This is a genomic window from Janthinobacterium sp. LPB2021202312-11-4, assembly GCF_037049705.1.
Taxonomy (GTDB): Bacteria; Pseudomonadota; Gammaproteobacteria; order Pseudomonadales; family Pseudomonadaceae; genus Aquipseudomonas.
This window is the reverse complement of sequence record NZ_JBAGKV010000004.1, coordinates 206,260-224,717: the sequence shown is the minus strand read 5'-3', so window position 1 is coordinate 224,717 and position 18,458 is coordinate 206,260. Positions and strand designations below refer to the sequence as shown.

General features: G+C 60.0%; 17 protein-coding genes. 14 read left to right on the top strand and 3 right to left on the bottom strand.

What is annotated here, in order from left to right; translation table 11 throughout:
- Positions 1 to 14 precede the first annotated feature (14 nt).
- The 5 genes from alc (at position 15) to V5E99_RS06515 (ending at position 5,939) form a co-directional block, all read left to right on the top strand.
- The gene (gene alc, locus V5E99_RS06535; protein WP_499801697.1) at positions 15 to 1,010 is read left to right on the top strand and encodes an allantoicase; all 996 of its coding nucleotides are present in this window, start codon (positions 15 to 17) and stop codon (positions 1,008 to 1,010) included.
- 160 nt (positions 1,011 to 1,170) lie between these two features.
- Positions 1,171 to 1,674: an ureidoglycolate lyase gene (locus tag V5E99_RS06530; protein ID WP_010456681.1), complete on the top strand. Its 504-nt coding sequence runs from the start codon at positions 1,171 to 1,173 to the stop codon at positions 1,672 to 1,674.
- A 50-nt stretch (positions 1,675 to 1,724) separates the two neighbouring features.
- Entirely contained in the window at positions 1,725 to 3,026 is a 1,302-nt protein-coding gene (locus V5E99_RS06525) for a urate hydroxylase PuuD (protein ID WP_499801696.1), read from the top strand.
- Between the two features lie 194 nt (positions 3,027 to 3,220).
- Positions 3,221 to 4,573: a nucleobase:cation symporter-2 family protein gene (locus V5E99_RS06520; RefSeq protein ID WP_499801695.1), complete on the top strand. Its 1,353-nt coding sequence runs from the start codon at positions 3,221 to 3,223 to the stop codon at positions 4,571 to 4,573.
- A gap of 580 nt (positions 4,574 to 5,153) precedes the next feature.
- The gene (locus tag V5E99_RS06515) at positions 5,154 to 5,939 is read left to right on the top strand and encodes an outer membrane protein OmpK (RefSeq protein ID WP_499801694.1); all 786 of its coding nucleotides are present in this window, start codon (positions 5,154 to 5,156) and stop codon (positions 5,937 to 5,939) included.
- Positions 5,940 to 6,105: 166 nt separating this feature from the next.
- On the opposite strand, the gene V5E99_RS06510 is transcribed toward V5E99_RS06515, so the two are convergent.
- A complete protein-coding gene (locus tag V5E99_RS06510; RefSeq protein ID WP_499801693.1) occupies positions 6,106 to 7,260 on the bottom strand; it encodes a patatin-like phospholipase family protein in 1,155 nt (384 codons plus the stop codon).
- 35 nt (positions 7,261 to 7,295) lie between these two features.
- Positions 7,296 to 8,228 carry a lipid A biosynthesis lauroyl acyltransferase gene (locus V5E99_RS06505; RefSeq protein WP_499801692.1) on the bottom strand — a complete coding sequence of 311 codons (933 nt, stop codon included), beginning with the start codon at positions 8,226 to 8,228 and terminating at the stop codon, positions 7,296 to 7,298.
- 109 nt (positions 8,229 to 8,337) lie between these two features.
- Here V5E99_RS06505 and minC point away from each other — a divergent pair, with 109 nt between their 5' ends.
- The 7 genes from minC to V5E99_RS06470 all read left to right on the top strand — a co-directional run bounded on the left by minC (position 8,338) and on the right by V5E99_RS06470 (position 15,270).
- Positions 8,338 to 9,084, top strand: coding sequence for a septum site-determining protein MinC (gene minC / locus V5E99_RS06500; RefSeq protein ID WP_499801691.1), 747 nt, complete (start codon positions 8,338 to 8,340; stop codon positions 9,082 to 9,084).
- A gap of 201 nt (positions 9,085 to 9,285) precedes the next feature.
- Positions 9,286 to 10,098 carry a septum site-determining protein MinD gene (minD, locus tag V5E99_RS06495; protein WP_461992405.1) on the top strand — a complete coding sequence of 271 codons (813 nt, stop codon included), beginning with the start codon at positions 9,286 to 9,288 and terminating at the stop codon, positions 10,096 to 10,098.
- Positions 10,098 to 10,352 carry a cell division topological specificity factor MinE gene (gene minE / locus V5E99_RS06490; protein WP_007944431.1) on the top strand — a complete coding sequence of 85 codons (255 nt, stop codon included), beginning with the start codon at positions 10,098 to 10,100 and terminating at the stop codon, positions 10,350 to 10,352. The genes minD and minE overlap by 1 nt, the downstream gene beginning before the upstream one ends.
- A gap of 181 nt (positions 10,353 to 10,533) precedes the next feature.
- A complete protein-coding gene (locus tag V5E99_RS06485; protein WP_499801690.1) occupies positions 10,534 to 11,169 on the top strand; it encodes an RluA family pseudouridine synthase in 636 nt (211 codons plus the stop codon).
- A gap of 215 nt (positions 11,170 to 11,384) precedes the next feature.
- The gene (locus tag V5E99_RS06480; protein ID WP_499801689.1) at positions 11,385 to 12,674 is read left to right on the top strand and encodes a M18 family aminopeptidase; all 1,290 of its coding nucleotides are present in this window, start codon (positions 11,385 to 11,387) and stop codon (positions 12,672 to 12,674) included.
- Positions 12,675 to 12,849: 175 nt separating this feature from the next.
- Positions 12,850 to 13,026 (top strand): hypothetical protein, encoded by a 177-nt coding sequence (locus V5E99_RS06475; protein WP_499801688.1) that lies wholly within the window; start codon positions 12,850 to 12,852, stop codon positions 13,024 to 13,026.
- A gap of 126 nt (positions 13,027 to 13,152) precedes the next feature.
- Entirely contained in the window at positions 13,153 to 15,270 is a 2,118-nt protein-coding gene (locus V5E99_RS06470; protein WP_499801687.1) for a mechanosensitive ion channel family protein, read from the top strand.
- A 110-nt stretch (positions 15,271 to 15,380) separates the two neighbouring features.
- Here the strand turns inward: V5E99_RS06470 and V5E99_RS06465 are convergent, their stop codons facing one another.
- The gene (locus tag V5E99_RS06465; RefSeq protein ID WP_499801686.1) at positions 15,381 to 16,094 is read right to left on the bottom strand and encodes a UTRA domain-containing protein; all 714 of its coding nucleotides are present in this window, start codon (positions 16,092 to 16,094) and stop codon (positions 15,381 to 15,383) included.
- 361 nt (positions 16,095 to 16,455) lie between these two features.
- Here V5E99_RS06465 and V5E99_RS06460 point away from each other — a divergent pair, with 361 nt between their 5' ends.
- Positions 16,456 to 17,523, top strand: a complete 1,068-nt coding sequence (locus V5E99_RS06460) for an ABC transporter substrate-binding protein (protein WP_499801685.1) — start codon at positions 16,456 to 16,458, stop codon at positions 17,521 to 17,523.
- A gap of 126 nt (positions 17,524 to 17,649) precedes the next feature.
- A complete protein-coding gene (locus tag V5E99_RS06455; RefSeq protein WP_499801684.1) occupies positions 17,650 to 18,456 on the top strand; it encodes an alkaline phosphatase family protein in 807 nt (268 codons plus the stop codon).
- Positions 18,457 to 18,458 lie beyond the last annotated feature (2 nt).

The window sequence follows — 18,458 nt, the reverse complement described above, 5'->3', positions numbered from 1 at the left end:
GGCAGACAAGAAGAATGAAAGCTTACGCCGTACCTTTCGAGAAGTTCGTCAACCTGGCCGACGCCCGCCTGGGCACCAAAATCATCTCGGTCACCGATGACTGGTTCGCTGATGCCAACCGCCTGTTCCAGCCGACCCCGGCTGTGTGGAAAGAAGGCGTGTTCGATGACAACGGCAAGTGGATGGACGGCTGGGAATCGCGCCGCAAGCGCTTCGAAGGCTATGACAGCGCAGTGATCCGCCTGGGTGTAGCGGGCTCGATCAAAGGCGTGGACATCGACACTTCATTCTTCACCGGCAACTTCCCGCCGTCGGCCTCCCTGGAAGCGTGCTTCCTGGCTGAAGGCGAGCCGACCGAAAACACCCAGTGGACCGAAGTGCTGTCGGCCGTCGAGTTGCAAGGCAACAGCCACCACTACCACGAAATCAATAACGACCAGGCTTTCAGCCACCTACGCTTCAACATCTACCCGGATGGCGGCGTCGCCCGTCTGCGTGTGTACGGCGTGCCGCACCGCGACTGGTCGGCTGTTGGCGACAACGAGCAGATCGACCTGGCTGCCGCCCTGAACGGTGGCCGCGCCCTCGCCTGCTCCGACGAACACTTCGGTCGCATGAGCAACATCCTCAACCCGGGCCGAGGCATCAACATGGGCGACGGTTGGGAAACCGCCCGTCGTCGCACGCCGGGCAATGACTGGGTGATCGTGGCGCTGGGGCATGCCGGCGAAGTCGAGAAAGTCATCGTCGACACCCTGCACTTCAAGGGCAACTACCCGGACACCTGCTCCATTCAAGGCGCTTTCGTGAAGGGCGGCACTGACAGCCAGATCGAAACCCAATCGCTGTTCTGGCGCGAACTGCTGCCAGCGCAAAAACTGGAAATGCACGCCGAACACACTTTCGCCGAGCAGATCAAGGCCCTGGGCCCGATCACCCACATCCGTCTGAACGTGTTCCCGGATGGTGGTGTGAGTCGCCTGCGCGTATTGGGCAAAGTGGCGAAATAACCACGTAAACCCCGTAGGAGCTGGCGAAGCCTGCGATCTTTTGATCTTGGGTTTTTAAAAGGCAAGATCAGAAGATCGCAGCCTGCGGCAGCTCCTACAGAGGCCGTGCAAGACACGCAAATGATGTGAACCGAAAACGAATTTAGAAAAGAAGACCCGCATGCGCACACTGACGATTGAACCGCTGACCAAAGAAGCCTTCGCCCCTTTCGGTGACGTGATCGAAACCGACGGCAGCGATCACTTCATGATCAACAACGGTTCGACCATGCGCTTTCACAAACTGGCGACGGTGCAAACCGCCACGCCAGAGGACAACGCGATCATCAGCATCTTCCGCGCCGATGCGCAGGACATGCCGCTGACCGTCAGCATGCTGGAGCGTCACCCGCTGGGCAGCCAGGCGTTCATTCCGCTGCTCGGCAACCCCTTTCTGATCGTGGTCGCGCCACTTGGCGATGAACCTGTATCAGGCTTGGTCCGCGCCTTCGTCACCAACGGCAGGCAGGGCATTAATTACCATCGCGGCGTTTGGCACCATCCGGTGCTGACGATCGAAAAGCGGGATGACTTCCTGGTGGTTGATCGCAGTGGCACAGGCAATAACTGCGATGAGCATTTTTTCAAAGAGGATGAGCGGTTGATCCTTGCCCCCCACCAATAAGAGAAGGTCCGAACACGCGACAACAGCGTGACGGGCGAGAGGTAAAGACTGTGGAAGCACATCTGTTGGAATGGCTGAACCTGAGCGTGCGCTGGGTTCACATGATTACTGGCGTGGCCTGGATCGGTGCGTCGTTCTATTTCGTCTGGCTGGAAAACAACCTCAATCGGGTCAACCCGAAAAGTGGGCTGGCGGGCGATCTGTGGGCGATCCACGGCGGCGGTATCTATCACCTGGAAAAATACAAACTGGCTCCACCGACCATGCCGGACAACCTGCACTGGTTCAAATGGGAAGCCTATTTCACCTGGATGTCGGGGATCGCGCTGCTGTGCGTGGTGTTCTATTCCAACCCGACGCTGTACCTGCTGGCACCGGGCAGCATATTGAGCGGTCCTGAAGGCGTAGCCATCGGTATCGGCTCGCTGTTCATCGGCTGGTTCGTCTACTCCTTCCTCTGCGACTCAGCCCTGGGCAAACGCCCTGCCCTGCTTGGCGGCATCCTGTTCGTACTGATCATTGCGGCGGCCTACGGCTTCAGCAAAGTGTTCAGCGGTCGTGGTGCGTACCTGCACGTTGGCGCGATCATCGGCACCATCATGGTCGGTAACGTGTTCCGCATCATCATGCCGGCGCAACGTGCACTGGTGGCGGCGATTGCCGAGAACCGCACGCCCGACCCGGCGCTGCCGGCCAAAGGTTTGCTGCGTTCGCGGCACAACAACTACTTCACCTTGCCGGTGCTGTTCATCATGATCAGCAACCACTTCCCGAGCACCTACGGCAGCCAGTACAACTGGCTGATCCTGGCCGGGATCGCGGTGCTGGCGGTGCTGGTGCGTCACTACTTCAACACCCGTCACAACAGCCACAAGTTTGCCTGGACCCTGCCAGTGGCAGCCGTCGGCATGATCTGCCTGGCTTACGTGACCGGCCCGGCGCCGATGTCCACTGCTCCAGAAGTGGCCAAGGCACCTGCCGCCATCGAGTACCAGCCGCTGCCGGAAACCGCCCTCGGCGGTGGCGCCAAACCTGCCGAAGCCAAGCCTGCCGCACCTGCCGCTGCACCGGCCCAAGCGTCGAATCAGGGCCCGGCGTTCGACAAGGTGCACAGCGTGATTCAGGAACGCTGCGCCGTGTGCCATTCGGCCAAACCCACCAGCCCGCTGTTCAGCGCAGCCCCGGCCGGCGTGATGTTCGACACTCCGCAACAAATCCAGCAATTGGCCCCGCGGATTCAGGCGCAAGCCGTCGCCAGCCAGATCATGCCACTGGGCAACATCACACAGATGACCCAGCAGGAACGTGACCTGATTGGTGCCTGGATCAATCAGGGTGCTCAAGTCAATTAAGTAACAAAAGCTTCGCGGGCAAGCCTTGCTCCTACAGGTAACACACAAAACCCTGTGGGAGCGGGCTTGCTCGCGAATGCGTCAGGTCAGTCAATGCTGATGTCGAATTGAATGGCCTCTTCGCGAGCAAGCCCGCTCCCACAGGTTTGCCTGTTGCACAAAATCACAAGAATAAAAAAGATCCGAGGTGTTGCATGTCCGAGCTATCCGAAGCGCGCATCCCCGACGCACCCGCGATTCAGCGTTTGCCCCTTTTGCAACTGATCCTGGTCGGTCTGCAACACGTTCTGCTGATGTACGGTGGCGCCATCGCGGTACCGCTGATCATCGGACAAGCCGCCGGCCTGAGTCGTGAAGAAATCGCCTTTTTGATCAACGCCGACCTGCTGGTCGCCGGCATCGCCACCATCGTTCAGTCCATGGGGATCGGCCCCATGGGCATCCGCATGCCCGTGATGATGGGCGCCAGTTTCGCCGCCGTCGGCAGCATGGTTGCCATGGCCGGCATGCCCGGGATCGGTTTGCAGGGGATTTTCGGCGCAACCATCGCCGCCGGATTCTTCGGCATGCTGATCGCGCCGTTCATGTCCAAAGTCGTGCGCTTCTTCCCGCCGCTGGTGACCGGCACGGTCATCACCTCGATCGGTTTGTCGCTGTTCCCCGTGGCCGTGAACTGGGCCGGCGGCGGGGCGGGCGCCACGCAATTCGGTTCGCCGATTTACCTGGCCATCGCCGCGTTGGTACTGGCGACCATTCTGCTGATCCACCGCTTTATGCGCGGGTTCTGGGTCAACATTTCCGTACTGATCGGCATGTGCCTGGGTTACGCGCTGTGCGGCGTGATCGGCATGGTCGACCTCAGCGGCATGGCCCAGGCGCCGTGGGTGCAAATCGTCACGCCGCTGCATTTCGGCATGCCGAAGTTTGAACTCGCGCCGATCCTGTCGATGTGCCTGGTGGTGGTGATCATCTTCGTCGAGTCCACCGGGATGTTCCTCGCCCTGGGCAAGATCACCGGCCAGGACGTCTGCCCACGAATGCTGCGTCGCGGTTTGCTCTGCGATGCTGGCGCCTCGTTTGTTGCCGGCTTCTTCAACACCTTCACCCACTCCTCCTTCGCCCAGAACATCGGCCTGGTGCAGATGACCGGCGTGCGTTGCCGTTCGGTAACCATCGTCGCCGGTGGCTTGCTGGTGGTGCTGAGCCTGCTGCCGAAAGCGGCGTTCCTGGTGGCGTCGATTCCGCCGGCAGTCCTGGGCGGCGCGGCGATTGCGATGTTCGGCATGGTCGCGGCCACCGGGATCAAGATCCTGCAAGAAGCCGACATCGGTGACCGGCGCAACCAGTTGCTGGTGGCGGTAAGCATCGGCATGGGCCTGATCCCGGTGGTGCGTCCGGAGTTCTTCGCGCACCTGCCACTGTGGATGAGCCCGATTACCCACAGCGGTATCGCCATGGCCACGCTGAGCGCGCTGTCGCTGAACCTGCTGTTCAACATCCTCGGCGGTCGAGATCGCGCCGCCATCAACGACTGCCACGCCCACTAGCCCAAAAAACATGCCCCCCCCTGTGGGAGCGGGCTTGCTCGCGAAAGCGGTGTATCAGAAACACCAATGTCGACTGATACGACGCCTTCGCGAGCAAGCCCGCTCCCACAAGGGTCAGCACTGCCTGCGCCTCAACAATAAAAACAAGAGGAAGCACCCGATGGTTTTTACCCCCTCAAGCCCATCGTTGCACGACGACAGGCCACCCGCCGTCAACCGTGCCCCAAACCTGTCGTCGGTGCGCCGTTGCGGGGCACTTGAGACCTGGCCAAGGAGTCAGTATTCTCCGCGGCCGTCCGAATCCGGTCTAAAAAAAAGCCCGGATTTAATTCCTGACCAGAAAGCCAGCTTACCCCGGCGCTGGACGGTATCAAGGCATCCAAAAATCTCTCGTAATCGACTGTTTTCGAACAGCCGAGCGGGAGTTTTTTTGCTTTTTGAATGCCTTGGCTCAGCTCTTGCTAACAGCACTAAAGCTGACCGATTGGATGAGTTTTTACCGCTGCAAGAAAAGGCGCCACACCAGAGCGCCGACCTTAGAAAAACAACGTGGAACCACCTACTTTTTGGGAGCAACCGAATGAAACGTACGTGCACCAGCCTGATGCTCGCGGGATCTTTGCTGGCCGGGGGCCAGGCAATGGCCGGCGACCTGCTGCAATGGCAGAACAACAGCCTGACCTACCTGTATGGCAAGGACTTCAAAGTCAACCCGCACATTCAGCAGACGGTCACCTTCGAGCACGCCGATGCCTGGAAATATGGGGATAACTTCCTGTTCATCGACAAGATTTTTTACAACGGCGGCAAAGACTTCAACAACGGCCCGAACACCTATTACGGTGAGTTCAGCCCGCGTATTTCGCTGGGTAAAGTCCTCGACCAGAAAATAGAGTTCGGCCCGATCAAAGACGTCTTGCTGGCGATGACTTACGAATTCGGTGAAGGTGATTCCGAGTCCTACCTGATCGGCCCGGGCTTCGACCTGGCGATTCCGGGGTTCGACTACTTCCAGTTGAACTTCTACCAGCGCCATCCTGATGGCGATCGTCCGGGCAACAATGTCTGGCAGATCACCCCGGTCTGGTCCTACACCGTTCCGGTGGGCGACTCGAACATCCTGATCGATGGCTACATGGACTGGGTGGTCGACAACGACAAAAACGCCCGTGGCGAATACCACGCCAACCTGCACTTCAACCCACAGGTCAAATACGACCTGGGCAAGGCGTTGAATTTCGGTGAGAAGCAGTTGTACGTCGGTGTCGAGTACGACTACTGGAAAGACAAGTACGGGATTGATGACACCCGTGCGTTTACCACCAATCAGAACACCACGAGCTTTCTGGTGAAGTTCCACTTCTGATGCGCTGAAGACAAGAGATCGCAAACGCCATCTGCCACGTGCGCATCCGGGGTGGGTGGTGTGTGCGGTTTTTTTCAGGATCAAGGTCAAAAGATCGCAGCCTTCGGCAGCTCCTACAGAGGAATACGGTCCCTGTAGGAGCTGCCGAAGGCTGCGATCTTTTGCTTTAAACCAACCCCAAAAACCGGCACAACTCCTCGCGCTTGGCCAACGCATCCCGCCGCCCCAGATCAATCAATTCGCTGCAATACCCCGCCTCGAACAACAGATAACTCAACACCCCCGCCCCACTGGTCTTGGTCGCCCCCGGCCCGCGCAAGAACAAGCGCAACGCGGCCGGCAACTCCTGGCGATGCCGCGCGGCAATCTCGTCGATGGGCTGGCTCGGGGAAATCACCAGCACCTCCACCGGCGCCACGCCCAGCGTGCGGATCGGTGCGCCATCGGGCATCAGGTGACTGAACTGGTTCAGACGCTCCAACAACTCGATGTCGCTTTCCAGGCTGTCAATAAACGTGCTGTTGAGCATGTGCCCGCCGATCTGCGCCAACGTGGGCTGCTGACCGGTGTAGGCGCGTTCCAGCGGCTGCTCCGGGTCGATCCCGCGCGGGTTGCCGCTGACGCCCACCACCAGCACTCGGGTGGCGCCCAGGTGCAGGGCCGGGCTGATCGGTGCCGATTGACGCACCGCGCCATCGCCGAAGAATTCCTCGCCGATTTTCACCGGAGCAAACAACAGTGGAATCGCCGAACTGGCCAGCAAATGATCGACGGTCAATTGCGTTGGCACGCCGATCCGCCGATGGCGCAGCCACGCATTGATAGTGCCGCCGCCCTCATAGAACGTGACGGCCTGACCAGATTCATAACCGAACGCCGTCACCGCAACCGCCTGCAATTGCTTTTGCGCAATGGCCTCGGCGATGCCGTTCATTTGCAGTTTGTCGTTGAGCAAGCCGCGCAGGGGCGAACTGTTGAGCAGCGCCACCGGCACTTGGGCGCCGATGCCGAGCAAGCTGTGACTGACAAACCGGCTGGCCTGATGGATCACCCCCGGCCAGTCGCTGCGCAACACCAGATGACTGCGAAAGCCCTGCCAGAATGCGGTCAGACGCTCGATGGCGCTGCGAAAATCCATCGCCCCGCTGGCCAGGCTGACCGCGTTGATCGCCCCGGCCGACGTGCCGACGATCACCGGAAACGGATTGTCCGCGCCGGGCGGCAGCAACTCGGCAATCGCTGCCAGAACCCCTACCTGATAGGCCGCTCGAGCCCCGCCGCCGGAAAGAATCAACCCTGTAACCGGTTCAGCTGGGCTCATCGCAACACTCCATGGTGCCTAAAGGGAACGGTGGTTCAACCGCGTTTTGCGTACAGTTTCGGCTCGCCCGGTGGGCGGCTCTTGAAGCGGCGATGGGCCCAGAGGTATTGCTCGGGGCAATCGCGCAGGGCGCCTTCGACCCATTGGTTGATGCGGATGCAGTCCGCCTCTTCGGTTTCGCCGGGGAAACCTTCCAGCGGCGCATGGATCACCAATCGATAACCGCTGCCGTCCGCCAGACGCTCTTGAGTGAACGGCACCACCAACGCCTTGCCCAACCGGGCAAATTTGCTGGTCGCGGTCACGGTTGCAGCCTGAATCCCGAACAGAGGTACGAAGATACTTTGCTTGGCGCCGTAGTCCTGATCCGGTGCGTACCAGATCGCCCGGCCGGCCCGCAGCAACTTGAGCATGCCGCGCACGTCGTCGCGCTCCACCGCCAGCGAGTCGAGGTTATGCCGCTCGCGACCGCGACGCTGGATGAAGTCGAACAACGGGTTTTTGTGTTCGCGGTACATGCCGTCAATCGTGTGCTGCTGCCCGAGCAGCGCCGCGCCGATTTCCAGGGTGGTGAAATGCAGGGCCATCAGAATCACGCCCTTGCCGTCGCGCTGGGCTTTTTTCAAATGCTCCAGACCTTCGACGTGAGCCAGTTTGGCCAGGCGCTTGCGCGACCACCACCAGCTCATGGCCATTTCGAAGAAGGCGATGCCGGTGGAGGCGAAGTTTTCCTTGAGCAGGCGTTTGCGTTCGGCGGCGGTCTTTTCAGGAAAACACAGCTCAAGATTGCGCTTGGCGATGCGCCGTCGGTCGCCGGCCACTCGATACATCAGCGAGCCCAGGAGGCGACCGATAAACAGCAGCGCCGGATACGGCAACTGGACAATCAGCCACAACAGCCCCAGCCCGCACCACAACGGCCAGAAACGTGGAGAAAGAAATGCTGTACGAAAACGCGGGCGATCCATTAAAGGTTCCGGAAAGACGATGGCCGCGCATTCTACATCGTTCGACCCGGCTTGCGGCTCGCGGGCGTTCTCGTTATAAGTCTCGGCACTTTTAGTGACAAGCCGTTGTATGCCGACCATGAGCCAAACCGAACCGCTAGACCAAGATCCCGTGTTCCAGTTGAAGGGCAGCATGCTTGCCATTACGGTGCTGGAACTGGCCCGCAACGACCTCGAGAACCTTGATCGGCAACTGGCCGCCAAGGTCGCCCAGGCACCGAATTTCTTCAGCAATGCGCCGCTGGTGCTGGCCCTGGACAAGCTCCCGGCCAGTGAAGGCGCCGTGGATTTGCCGGGCCTGATGCGGGTGTGCCGCCAGCACGGCCTGCGCACCCTGGCGATCCGCGCCAGCCGCATCGAAGACATCGCCGCCGCCATCGCCGTCGATCTGCCCGTGCTGCCGCCGTCCGGCGCCCGTGAGCGCCCACTGGACCCGAACGAAGGCGTGGTGGTGAAAAAACCGGAGAAACCGCCGGAGCCGACCATCAAACCGACGAAAATCATCACGTCGCCAGTCCGGGGTGGCCAGCAGATTTATGCCCAGGGTGGCGATCTGGTGGTGATTTCCTCGGTCAGCCCGGGGGCGGAACTTCTCGCCGATGGGAACATCCATGTATACGGCCCGATGCGTGGTCGTGCACTGGCCGGGGTCAAAGGTGACTGGAAAGCGCGGATTTTCTGCCAGCAGATGAGCGCTGAATTGCTGTCTATTGCCGGTCACTACAAGGTTTCCGAAGATCTGCGTCGCGATCCGTTGTGGGGCTCGGGCGTACAAGTCAGCCTGTCGGGCGACGTGTTGAACATCATTCGGCTTTAACGGATACTGCCGCATTTTCCAAGCATCTCTAAAACGTAGCGAAAACGGCTCAAACGAAGTAGGAAAAAGGCCAAAAGCAGTGTTTACCACAGGTACGCGCCGCCCAGGACCGGATTCCAGCCAAGGCTGTCCGACTGCAGTAGTTTTTCAAGAGATGTTTTTCAGGGGCTAAAAGTCCTTTTTCCTTAGGGGTGAAACACCTTGGCCAAGATTCTCGTGGTTACATCCGGCAAGGGTGGTGTGGGTAAGACCACCACCAGCGCCGCTATCGGTACCGGCCTCGCTCTGCGCGGTCACAAAACAGTTATCGTCGACTTCGACGTCGGCTTGCGTAACCTCGACCTGATCATGGGTTGCGAGCGCCGCGTGGTGTATGACTTCGTCAACGTGGTCAACGGCGAAGCCAACCTGCAACAAGCCCTGATCAAAGACAAACGCCTGGAAAACCTCTACGTACTGGCCGCCAGTCAGACCCGCGACAAAGACGCGCTGACCGTCGAAGGCGTGGAAAAAGTCCTGATGGCGTTGAAAGAAGACTTCGAATTCGTGGTCTGCGACTCCCCGGCCGGCATCGAGAAAGGTGCTCACCTGGCCATGTACTTCGCCGATGAAGCGATTGTCGTGACCAACCCGGAAGTGTCCTCGGTACGTGACTCGGACCGCATGCTGGGCCTGCTGGCCAGCAAGTCGCGCCGCGCCGAAAACGGCGAAGAGCCGATCAAGGAACACCTGCTGCTGACCCGCTACAACCCGCAACGCGTCAGCGACGGCGAAATGCTCGGCGTCGAAGACGTCAAAGAGATTCTGGCCGTGACCCTGCTGGGCGTCATTCCGGAATCCCAGGCGGTACTCAAGGCTTCCAACTCCGGTGTACCAGTGATTCTCGACGACCAGAGCGACGCCGGTCAGGCGTACAGCGATGCCGTCGATCGTCTGCTGGGTAAAACCGTAGAGCATCGGTTCCTCGATGTGCAGAAGAAAGGATTCTTTGCGAGTTTGTTTGGAGGTCGGTAATGAACATTTTTGACTTCTTTCGCGCCAACAAGAAGCCAAGTACCGCGTCGGTAGCGAAAGAGCGTCTACAGATCATCGTGGCGCACGAACGCGGCCAACGCAGTACCCCGGACTACTTGCCAGCCTTGCAGAAGGAACTGGTGGAAGTGATCCGCAAGTACGTCAATATCGGGTCCGATGACGTGCACGTCGCCCTGGAAAACCAGGGTAGCTGCTCGATTCTGGAACTCAATATCACCCTGCCAGATCGCTAGTCGATCCGGCGGGAGCCACGGCGGCTCAGATCCCTCGGGACCGGTGCAGGAGCTGCCGAAGGCTGCGATCTTTTGATCTTGTTTTCAAAAGCAAAATCAAAAGATCGCAGCCTTCGGCAGCTCCTACATTGGACATTGGGGGTTCTGAGTCGCCGTTGGCGCTTGTTACGAGGCTGTTTTAATGCCGCTGTCCAACGTTCACATCATCCATCAAGACGACGCCGTTCTGGTGGTGAACAAACCGACCCTGTTGCTCTCCGTCCCTGGCAGGGCCGATGACAACAAGGACTGCCTGATTACCCGCCTGCAAGAAAACGGCTACCCGGAAGCGCGAATCGTCCATCGGCTGGACTGGGAAACCTCGGGCATCATCCTGCTGGCCCGCGACCCGGACACCCATCGCGAACTGTCCCGGCAATTTCACGACCGCGAAACCGAAAAGGCCTACACCGCCCTGGCCTGGGGCCAACCGGAACTGGACAGCGGCAGCATCGACTTGCCCCTGCGCTACGACCCGCCGACCAAGCCTCGGCATGTGGTGGACCACGAATTCGGCAAGAACGCCCTGACCTTCTGGCGCGTGCTGGAACGTTGCGGCGACTGGTGCCGCGTCGAGCTGACGCCGATCACCGGTCGCTCCCATCAGTTGCGCGTGCACATGTTGTCCATCGGCCATCCGCTGCTGGGTGACGGGCTCTACGCCCACGAACAGGCCCTGGCTGCCTGGCCGCGCCTGTGTCTGCACGCCAGCATGCTCAGCTTCACCCACCCGCAAAGCGGCGAGCGCCTGCGCTTTGAGTGCCCGGCGCCGTTCTAACGGCCACTGCGGTAAAAACTGTGGGAGCGGGCTTGCTCGCGAAGAGGCCGTGTCAGTCGACATCCATGTTGCCTGATGCACCGCCTTCGCGAGCAAGCCCGCTCCCACAGGGGATTCCCTCCTGGCACACATTCGTGCGGTAACCCGACATCAGCCCACCGCCAATTCTGCGTCCAATACGTTAAACTCCCGCCCATTGCTGTCTGGAGTTTCTTATGCGCGAAGAGTTGAACCAAGGCCTGATCGACTTCCTCAAGGCCTCCCCTACCCCGTTTCATGCCACTGCCAGCCTCGTTCAGCGCCTGGAAGCGGCGGGTTTTTCGCGTCTTGACGAGCGCGAGACCTGGACCGTCGAAACCAATGGTCGCTACTACGTCACCCGTAACGACTCCTCGATTGTCGCCTTCAAAATGGGCCGCCATTCGCCGCTGCACGGCGGCATTCGCCTGGTCGGCGCCCACACCGACAGCCCGTGCCTGCGCGTCAAGCCGCAGCCGGAACTGCAACGCCAGGGTTTCTGGCAACTGGGTGTCGAAGTGTATGGCGGCGCGCTGCTGGCACCGTGGTTCGACCGCGACTTGTCCCTCGCCGGCCGCGTGACCTTCCGCCGTGACGGCAAGGTCGAGAGCCAGTTGATCGACTTCAAGGCCCCCATCGCCACCATCCCCAACCTGGCCATTCACCTCAACCGTGAAGCCAACATGGGTTGGGCGATCAACGCTCAGACCGAATTGCCGCCGATCCTCGCGCAGTTTGCCGGTGACGAGCGCGTGGACTTCCGCGCCGTGCTCACCGACCAACTCGCCCGCGAACACGGCCTCAACGCCGACGTGGTGCTCGACTACGAGCTGAGTTTCTACGACACCCAAAGCGCCGCAGTTATCGGCTTGCACGGCGACTTCATTGCCGGCGCTCGCCTGGATAACCTGCTGTCGTGCTACGCCGGCCTGCAAGCCTTGCTGACCGCCGAAACCGACGAAACCTGCGTGCTGGTAGCCAACGATCACGAGGAAGTCGGTTCCTGCTCGGCCTGCGGCGCTGATGGCCCGATGCTGGAGCAAACCTTGCGGCGCCTGCTGCCCGAAGGTGATGAATTCATACGCACCATTCAGAAATCCCTGCTGGTCTCGGCGGATAACGCCCACGGTGTGCACCCGAACTACGCGGAAAAGCACGACGCCAACCACGGCCCGAAACTCAACGCCGGCCCGGTAATCAAGGTCAACAGCAACCAGCGCTACGCCACCAACAGCGAAACCGCCGGGTTCTTCCGTCATCTGTGCATGGCCGAAGAAGTCCCGGTGCAGAGCTTCGTGGTGCGCAGCGACATGGGCTGTGGCTCGACCATCGGCCCGATCACCGCCAGCCACCTGGGCGTGCGCACCGTGGACATCGGCCTGCCGACGTTTGCCATGCACTCGATCCGCGAACTGTGCGGCAGCCACGACCTGGCTCACCTGGTCAAAGTGCTGAGCGCGTTCTACGCCTGCCGCGAACTGCCGTAACCTTGTAGGAGCTGGTAGGAGCTGGTAGGAGCTGTCGAGTGAAACGAGGCTGCGATCTTTTAATGCTGTTTATAAAACACAAGATCAAAAGATCAAAAGATCGCAGCCTTCGGCAGCTCCTACGGTTTGAAATCGACCTAAACTTTAAACATCACCTACGACAAGGCAGTCACCCATGATCTCGATGTCTTCGTTCCACGCCATGCTGATCCCGATTCTCGCCGGGATGATCCTGCTGGCCATCGGCTTCAATTTCCGAGATAAAAATGCCGGCGTCTTCGCCATGTGGGTCGGTATGCTGTTGATCCTTGCCACAGTGGTTTACAAAATCCTGGCCAAGCTCAACGAATAAATCCGTGCGCCTGGCTCGCATTGATTTTGACGGGCTCGTACACTCGGTCGATCCGCTCATCCCGAGGTTGACCGCCTAGTGTTCGCTCGTCTTTTCGCCCTGCCGTGTTTCCTCCTGATCTGCCTCATGACGCTGCTGCCGATGGCGCCTGCCCAGGCGGTCAGCTTGCCGGGGCTGCTCAACAACTCGGCGAAAACCCAGCCCGAAGCGCAGGAGCCCTTGGGGCAATCTCTGGATGAAGTCATCAAGTCCCTGGAAAACGACCAGCAACGCAGCAAACTGCTGGCGGACCTGAAGAAGCTGCGCGACGTCACCAAAAAAGCCCAACCCCCTTCCGAAGTCGGTGTACTCGGCCTGATCGGCGGCACCCTGGCCAGTTTCGAAAAGCAGTTTTCCGGCGCTGACAGCCCTATCACCCTCTGGTCAGAAGAGTTCGATCTGGCCAAGGAAGAACTGTCCGCCCTGATGCTGCCGGCCAATGAATGGCTGCCGATCATCTTTGCCTTCTCGATGATCCTGATGGTCTGGAGCCTGCTGGCCGCCGCGCTGATCTGGCTCGGCCATCGGGTGCGCCTGCGTTTCGGCCTGACCGAAGAACTGCCGCAACACCCCAAGGCCCTCGACATGTTGCGCTTTGCCCTGCGCAAACTCGGGCCGTGGCTGATTGCCCTGGTGATGACCGTTTACATGACCTACGCGCTGCCTTCGTCACTGGGCAAAAGCCTGGCGATGGTGCTGGCCTATGCGCTGGTGGTCGGCACCTGTTTCTCGGCGATTTGCGTGATTGCGTTTTCGGTGCTCGACGGCCCGCACCGCCATCGCGCGTTGTACATCCTGCGCCATCAGGCCTTCCGGCCGTTGTGGCTGATCGGCAGTTTCGCCGCGTTCGGCGAGGCCCTGAACGATCCGCGCCTGGTCGCCAGCCTCGGCAGCCATCTCGCGCACACCGCTGCCACCGTGGCGAACGTGCTAGCCGCGTTGTCCACCGGGTTGTTCATCCTGCGTTTCCGCCGGCCGATCGCCCACTTGATCCGCAACCAGCCATTGTCCCGACGCCTGACCCGCCGCGCCCTGAGCGACACCATCGATATCCTCGGCACCTTCTGGTACGTCCCGGCGCTGGTGCTGGTGTGCATTTCCCTGTTCGCCACGTTCATTTCGGCGGGCGATACCAGCACGGCGTTGCGCCAGTCGCTAATCTGCACCGTGCTGCTGGTGTTGTGCATGGTCATCAACGGTTTGGTGCGCCGGCACTCACTCAAACCGCAACGCGGGATCAAACGCCACGCGCTGTATTCCGAACGCCTGAAAAGCTTCTGCTACACCCTCGCCCACCTGGTGGTGTGGCTGGTGTTCATCGAACTGGGCCTGCGGGTCTGGGGCATGTCACTGATTGCCTTCACCGAAGGCGAAGGCCATGAGGTCAGCGTCAAGTTATTCAGCCTGATCGGCACACTGATTTTCGCCTGGCTGATCTGGATTCTCAGCGACACCGCCGTGCACCACGCCCTCACCCGCTCGCGCAAAGGCCTGGCCAATGCCCGTGCGCAAACGATGATGCCGCTGATCCGCAACGTGCTGTTCGTGGCGATCTTCATCATTGCGCTGATCGTTGCGCTGGCGAACATGGGCATGAACGTCACGCCCCTGCTGGCCGGTGCCGGTGTGATCGGCCTGGCCATCGGTTTCGGTGCGCAGTCGCTGGTCGCGGATTTGATCACCGGGCTGTTCATCATCATCGAAGACTCCCTGGCCATCGACGACTACGTGGACGTCGGCGGCCACCTCGGCACCGTCGAAGGCCTGACCATCCGCACCGTGCGTCTGCGGGACATCGACGGCATCGTTCACACCATCCCGTTCAGCGAAATCAAAAGCATCAAGAACTACTCCCGGGAATTCGGCTACGCGATCTTCCGGGTGGCGGTGCCCTACAACATGGAAATCGATGACGCGATCAAACTGATGCGCGAAGTCGGCCAGAAGATGCGCACCGACCCGCTGCAACGCCGCAACATTTGGTCGCCGCTGGAGATTCAGGGAGTGGAAAGTTTCGAGTCCGGCAGCGCGATTCTGCGCGCCAGATTCAAGACCGCGCCGATCAAGCAGTGGGAGGTTTCCCGGGCATTCAACTTGTCGCTCAAGCGCCATCTGGATGAGGCCGGGCTGGATCTGGCGACACCGCGCATGAGCATTCAAGTCGTCACCGCCGGCGGCGGCCCACAAAAGGACCAGCCTCTGTAGGAGCTGCCGCAGGCTGCGATCTTTTGATCTTGATCTTTCCGGGGGCGCAGAAAAGCAAGATCAAAAGATCGCAGCCTGCGGCAGCTCCTACGGGGTAATCGGGCTGCTTGCTAGACCACATCCACCCCGACATGAATCGCATCATGCCGCCAAAACTCCAGATCACAGTCGATCAACCGTTCATGCTGATCGTAATTGACCCGGGCAATCCGTAACCCCGGACTGCCCACCGACACCCGCAAGGCCGCCGCCGCATCCACCGACAACGACGTCGGCACAATCTCGAAGCGTACCCGCCCGTAATGCAAATCGTAGTGCCGGGCATACAGCTCGGTGATCGACTGATTCAGATCGAAGTCCAGAATCCCCGGAAAATACTGCGGATTCAGATAATGCTCCACGTACAACACCAGCCGCCCATCGATGCGCCGGGCCCGGCAAATCTGAATCACGCTCGACAGCGCCGGCAGTTGCAACCAGTCACACACCGCCGCCGACGCCGGCTGCAAGCGCGCCGAAATCACTTCGGTGGAGGGCACTCGCCCTTGGGCGCTGACCATCGCGTGAAAGTGGCTGCGCTGCATCAGGTTGTAGGCCAGTCGCGGTGGCGAGACAAACCAGCCACGGCGCTCCTCGCGATAAATCTGGCCTTGCGCTTCCAACTGTAACAACGCTTCACGCACGGTAATCCGCGTGGTCCCGAACAACTCACTGAGCTTGCGCTCGGCCGGCAACTTGCTGCCCGCCGCCAACAAGCCGTGGTCGAGCTGTTCTTGCAGGACCTGGCCAATGGCTGTCACCGCTTTTGTAGCCTCATCGCGCATTAACGTTACCTATCTGGACTAGACCAGCACTGTTTCGGGGCAGAACCGCACGGCAAAACCGGCTCATTAACGTTCTGCAAGCCTAGGCAGTGCAGATGACTGTGAGATGACAATATTGCCCAACGGTCGTCAAAATTCTCCCTGCAAACCCTGCAATACATCGGCCAAGTCCCTTGTGTAGCGGGCCTTTGCCCATGGTCTACGCTTACCGGGCAGCCACCAATACCGGACAAATAAAAGTCCTGCCAGGCGACGAGCGACATGAAAGTGTCATGCAGTCCCCTTAAATTGGCTCAGGTATTGCTGACCTAGACCAACACAACCGCAATCGCAGCGTTGAAAACGCCCAAAGGAGCTTCGGATGAAACAGCTTTTCCTGGCATCACTGTTAGGCTCGACCATTGCCATGTGCACCGCCGCCATGGCTGCTGATACGGATTTGAAAACCCTCGAAGCCGCTGCGAAAGCGGAAGGCGCCGTCAACAGCGTCGGCATGCCCGATGACTGGGCCAACTGGAAGGGCACCTGGGACGACCTGGCCAAGACTTACGGCCTGAAACACATTGACACCGACATGAGCTCGGCCCAGGAAATCGCCAAGTTCGCCGCTGAAAAAGACAACGCCAGTGCCGACATCGGCGACGTTGGCGCAGCCTTCGGCCCGATCGCGGTCAAGCAAGGCGTGGTGCAACCGTACAAGCCAAGCACCTGGGCGCAAGTCCCGGACTGGGCCAAGGATAAGGACGGTAACTGGGCCCTGGCCTACACCGGCACCATCGCGTTCATCGTCAACAAAAAGCTGCTGCACGGCTCCGAAGCCCCGACCAAATGGGCTGACCTGAAGAACGGCAAGTACAAAGTCTCCATCGGTGACGTAAGTACCGCCGCTCAAGCTGCCAACGGTGTACTGGCCGCTGCCCTGGCCAATGGTGGTGACGAGAAAAACATTCAACCCGCCCTGCTGCTGTTCGCAGACATCGCCAAACAAGGTCGTCTGTCGATGGCCAACCCGACAATCGCCACCATGGAAAAGGGTGAAATCGAAGTCGGCGTGGTCTGGGACTTCAACGGCCTGAGCTACAAAGCGAAGATGGCCAACCCGGATGACTACGTTGTGCTGATCCCGTCCGATGGTTCGGTGATTTCCGGTTACACCACCATCATCAACAAATACGCGAAGAACCCGAACGCCGCCAAACTGACCCGCGAATACATCTTCAGCGACGCCGGCCAGATCAACCTGGCGCGCGGCAACGCCCGTCCGATCCGCGCCGAACACCTGCAACTGCCAGCTGAAGTCCAGGCCAAGCTGCTGCCGAACGAGCAGTACAAAAAGGTCACCCCGATCAAAGACGCAGATGCGTGGGAGAAGACGTCCAAGGCCCTGCCGCAGAAGTGGAACGAAGAAGTTATCGTCGAAATGAAGTAATGCTTCATCTGTAGGAGCTGCCGCAGGCTGCGATCTTTTGACTTTGATTTTTAAAATCAAGATCAAAAGATCGCAGCCTGCGGCAGCTCCTACACCGTTCAGTTTTGATTCGGAGTCATCGCCCCTATGAAGCACAACGTCATCCTTGTCGTGCTCGACGGTCTCAATTACGAGGTCGCGCGCCACGCCATGGGGCACCTGCAGGCTTACGTCGGCGCAGGACGCGCAGCGCTCTACAAACTGGAGTGCGAACTGCCGGCCCTGTCCCGTCCGTTGTATGAATGCATCCTGACCGGCGTCACGCCGATCGACAGCGGCATCGTCCACAACAACGTCTCGCGCCTGTCCAACCAGCGCAGCATTTATCACTACGCCCGCGACGCCGGCCTTGTCACTGCGGCAGCGGCCTATCACTGGGTCAGCGAGCTGTACAACCGTTCGCCGTTCGTGGCCGCACGGGACCGTCACACCGACAACCCGCAATTGCCGATCCAGCACGGGCATTTCTACTGGAGCGATCACTACCCCGACTCGCACCTGTTCGCCGACGCCGAGAACCTGCGCCTGCGCCATGCACCGAACTTTCTGTTGATCCACCCCATGAATATCGACGACGCCGGGCACAAGCACGGCCTCGACACCCCGCAATACCGCAACAGCGCCCGTTCGGCCGACATCATCCTGGCCGATTACCTGCAAGGCTGGCTCGACGCCGGTTACCAGGTGCTGGTGACCGCCGACCACGGCATGAACAACGACCGCTCCCACAACGGCCTGTTACCGGAAGAACGCGAAGTACCGCTGTTCGTCCTCGGCGACGCCTTCAGTTTCAATGCCGGCGCCGTGCCGAAACAGACTGAAATCTGCGGCACCGTGTGCGAACTGCTGGGCGTGGCCCACGACAAACCTGTGTGCCGGGAGCTGCTCAAGTGAAT

Coding starts and splice junctions, on each gene's coding strand:
- alc (WP_499801697.1), top strand. CDS start 15: ATGAAAGCTTACGCCGTACCTTTCGAGAAGTTCGTCAACCTGGCCGAC.
- V5E99_RS06530 (WP_010456681.1), top strand. CDS start 1,171: ATGCGCACACTGACGATTGAACCGCTGACCAAAGAAGCCTTCGCCCCT.
- V5E99_RS06520 (WP_499801695.1), top strand. CDS start 3,221: ATGTCCGAGCTATCCGAAGCGCGCATCCCCGACGCACCCGCGATTCAG.
- V5E99_RS06515 (WP_499801694.1), top strand. CDS start 5,154: ATGAAACGTACGTGCACCAGCCTGATGCTCGCGGGATCTTTGCTGGCC.
- V5E99_RS06510 (WP_499801693.1), bottom strand. CDS start 7,260: ATGAGCCCAGCTGAACCGGTTACAGGGTTGATTCTTTCCGGCGGCGGG.
- V5E99_RS06505 (WP_499801692.1), bottom strand. CDS start 8,228: ATGGATCGCCCGCGTTTTCGTACAGCATTTCTTTCTCCACGTTTCTGG.
- minC (WP_499801691.1), top strand. CDS start 8,338: ATGCCGACCATGAGCCAAACCGAACCGCTAGACCAAGATCCCGTGTTC.
- minE (WP_007944431.1), top strand. CDS start 10,098: ATGAACATTTTTGACTTCTTTCGCGCCAACAAGAAGCCAAGTACCGCG.
- V5E99_RS06485 (WP_499801690.1), top strand. CDS start 10,534: ATGCCGCTGTCCAACGTTCACATCATCCATCAAGACGACGCCGTTCTG.
- V5E99_RS06480 (WP_499801689.1), top strand. CDS start 11,385: ATGCGCGAAGAGTTGAACCAAGGCCTGATCGACTTCCTCAAGGCCTCC.
- V5E99_RS06475 (WP_499801688.1), top strand. CDS start 12,850: ATGATCTCGATGTCTTCGTTCCACGCCATGCTGATCCCGATTCTCGCC.
- V5E99_RS06470 (WP_499801687.1), top strand. CDS start 13,153: ATGACGCTGCTGCCGATGGCGCCTGCCCAGGCGGTCAGCTTGCCGGGG.
- V5E99_RS06465 (WP_499801686.1), bottom strand. CDS start 16,094: ATGCGCGATGAGGCTACAAAAGCGGTGACAGCCATTGGCCAGGTCCTG.
- V5E99_RS06460 (WP_499801685.1), top strand. CDS start 16,456: ATGAAACAGCTTTTCCTGGCATCACTGTTAGGCTCGACCATTGCCATG.
- V5E99_RS06455 (WP_499801684.1), top strand. CDS start 17,650: ATGAAGCACAACGTCATCCTTGTCGTGCTCGACGGTCTCAATTACGAG.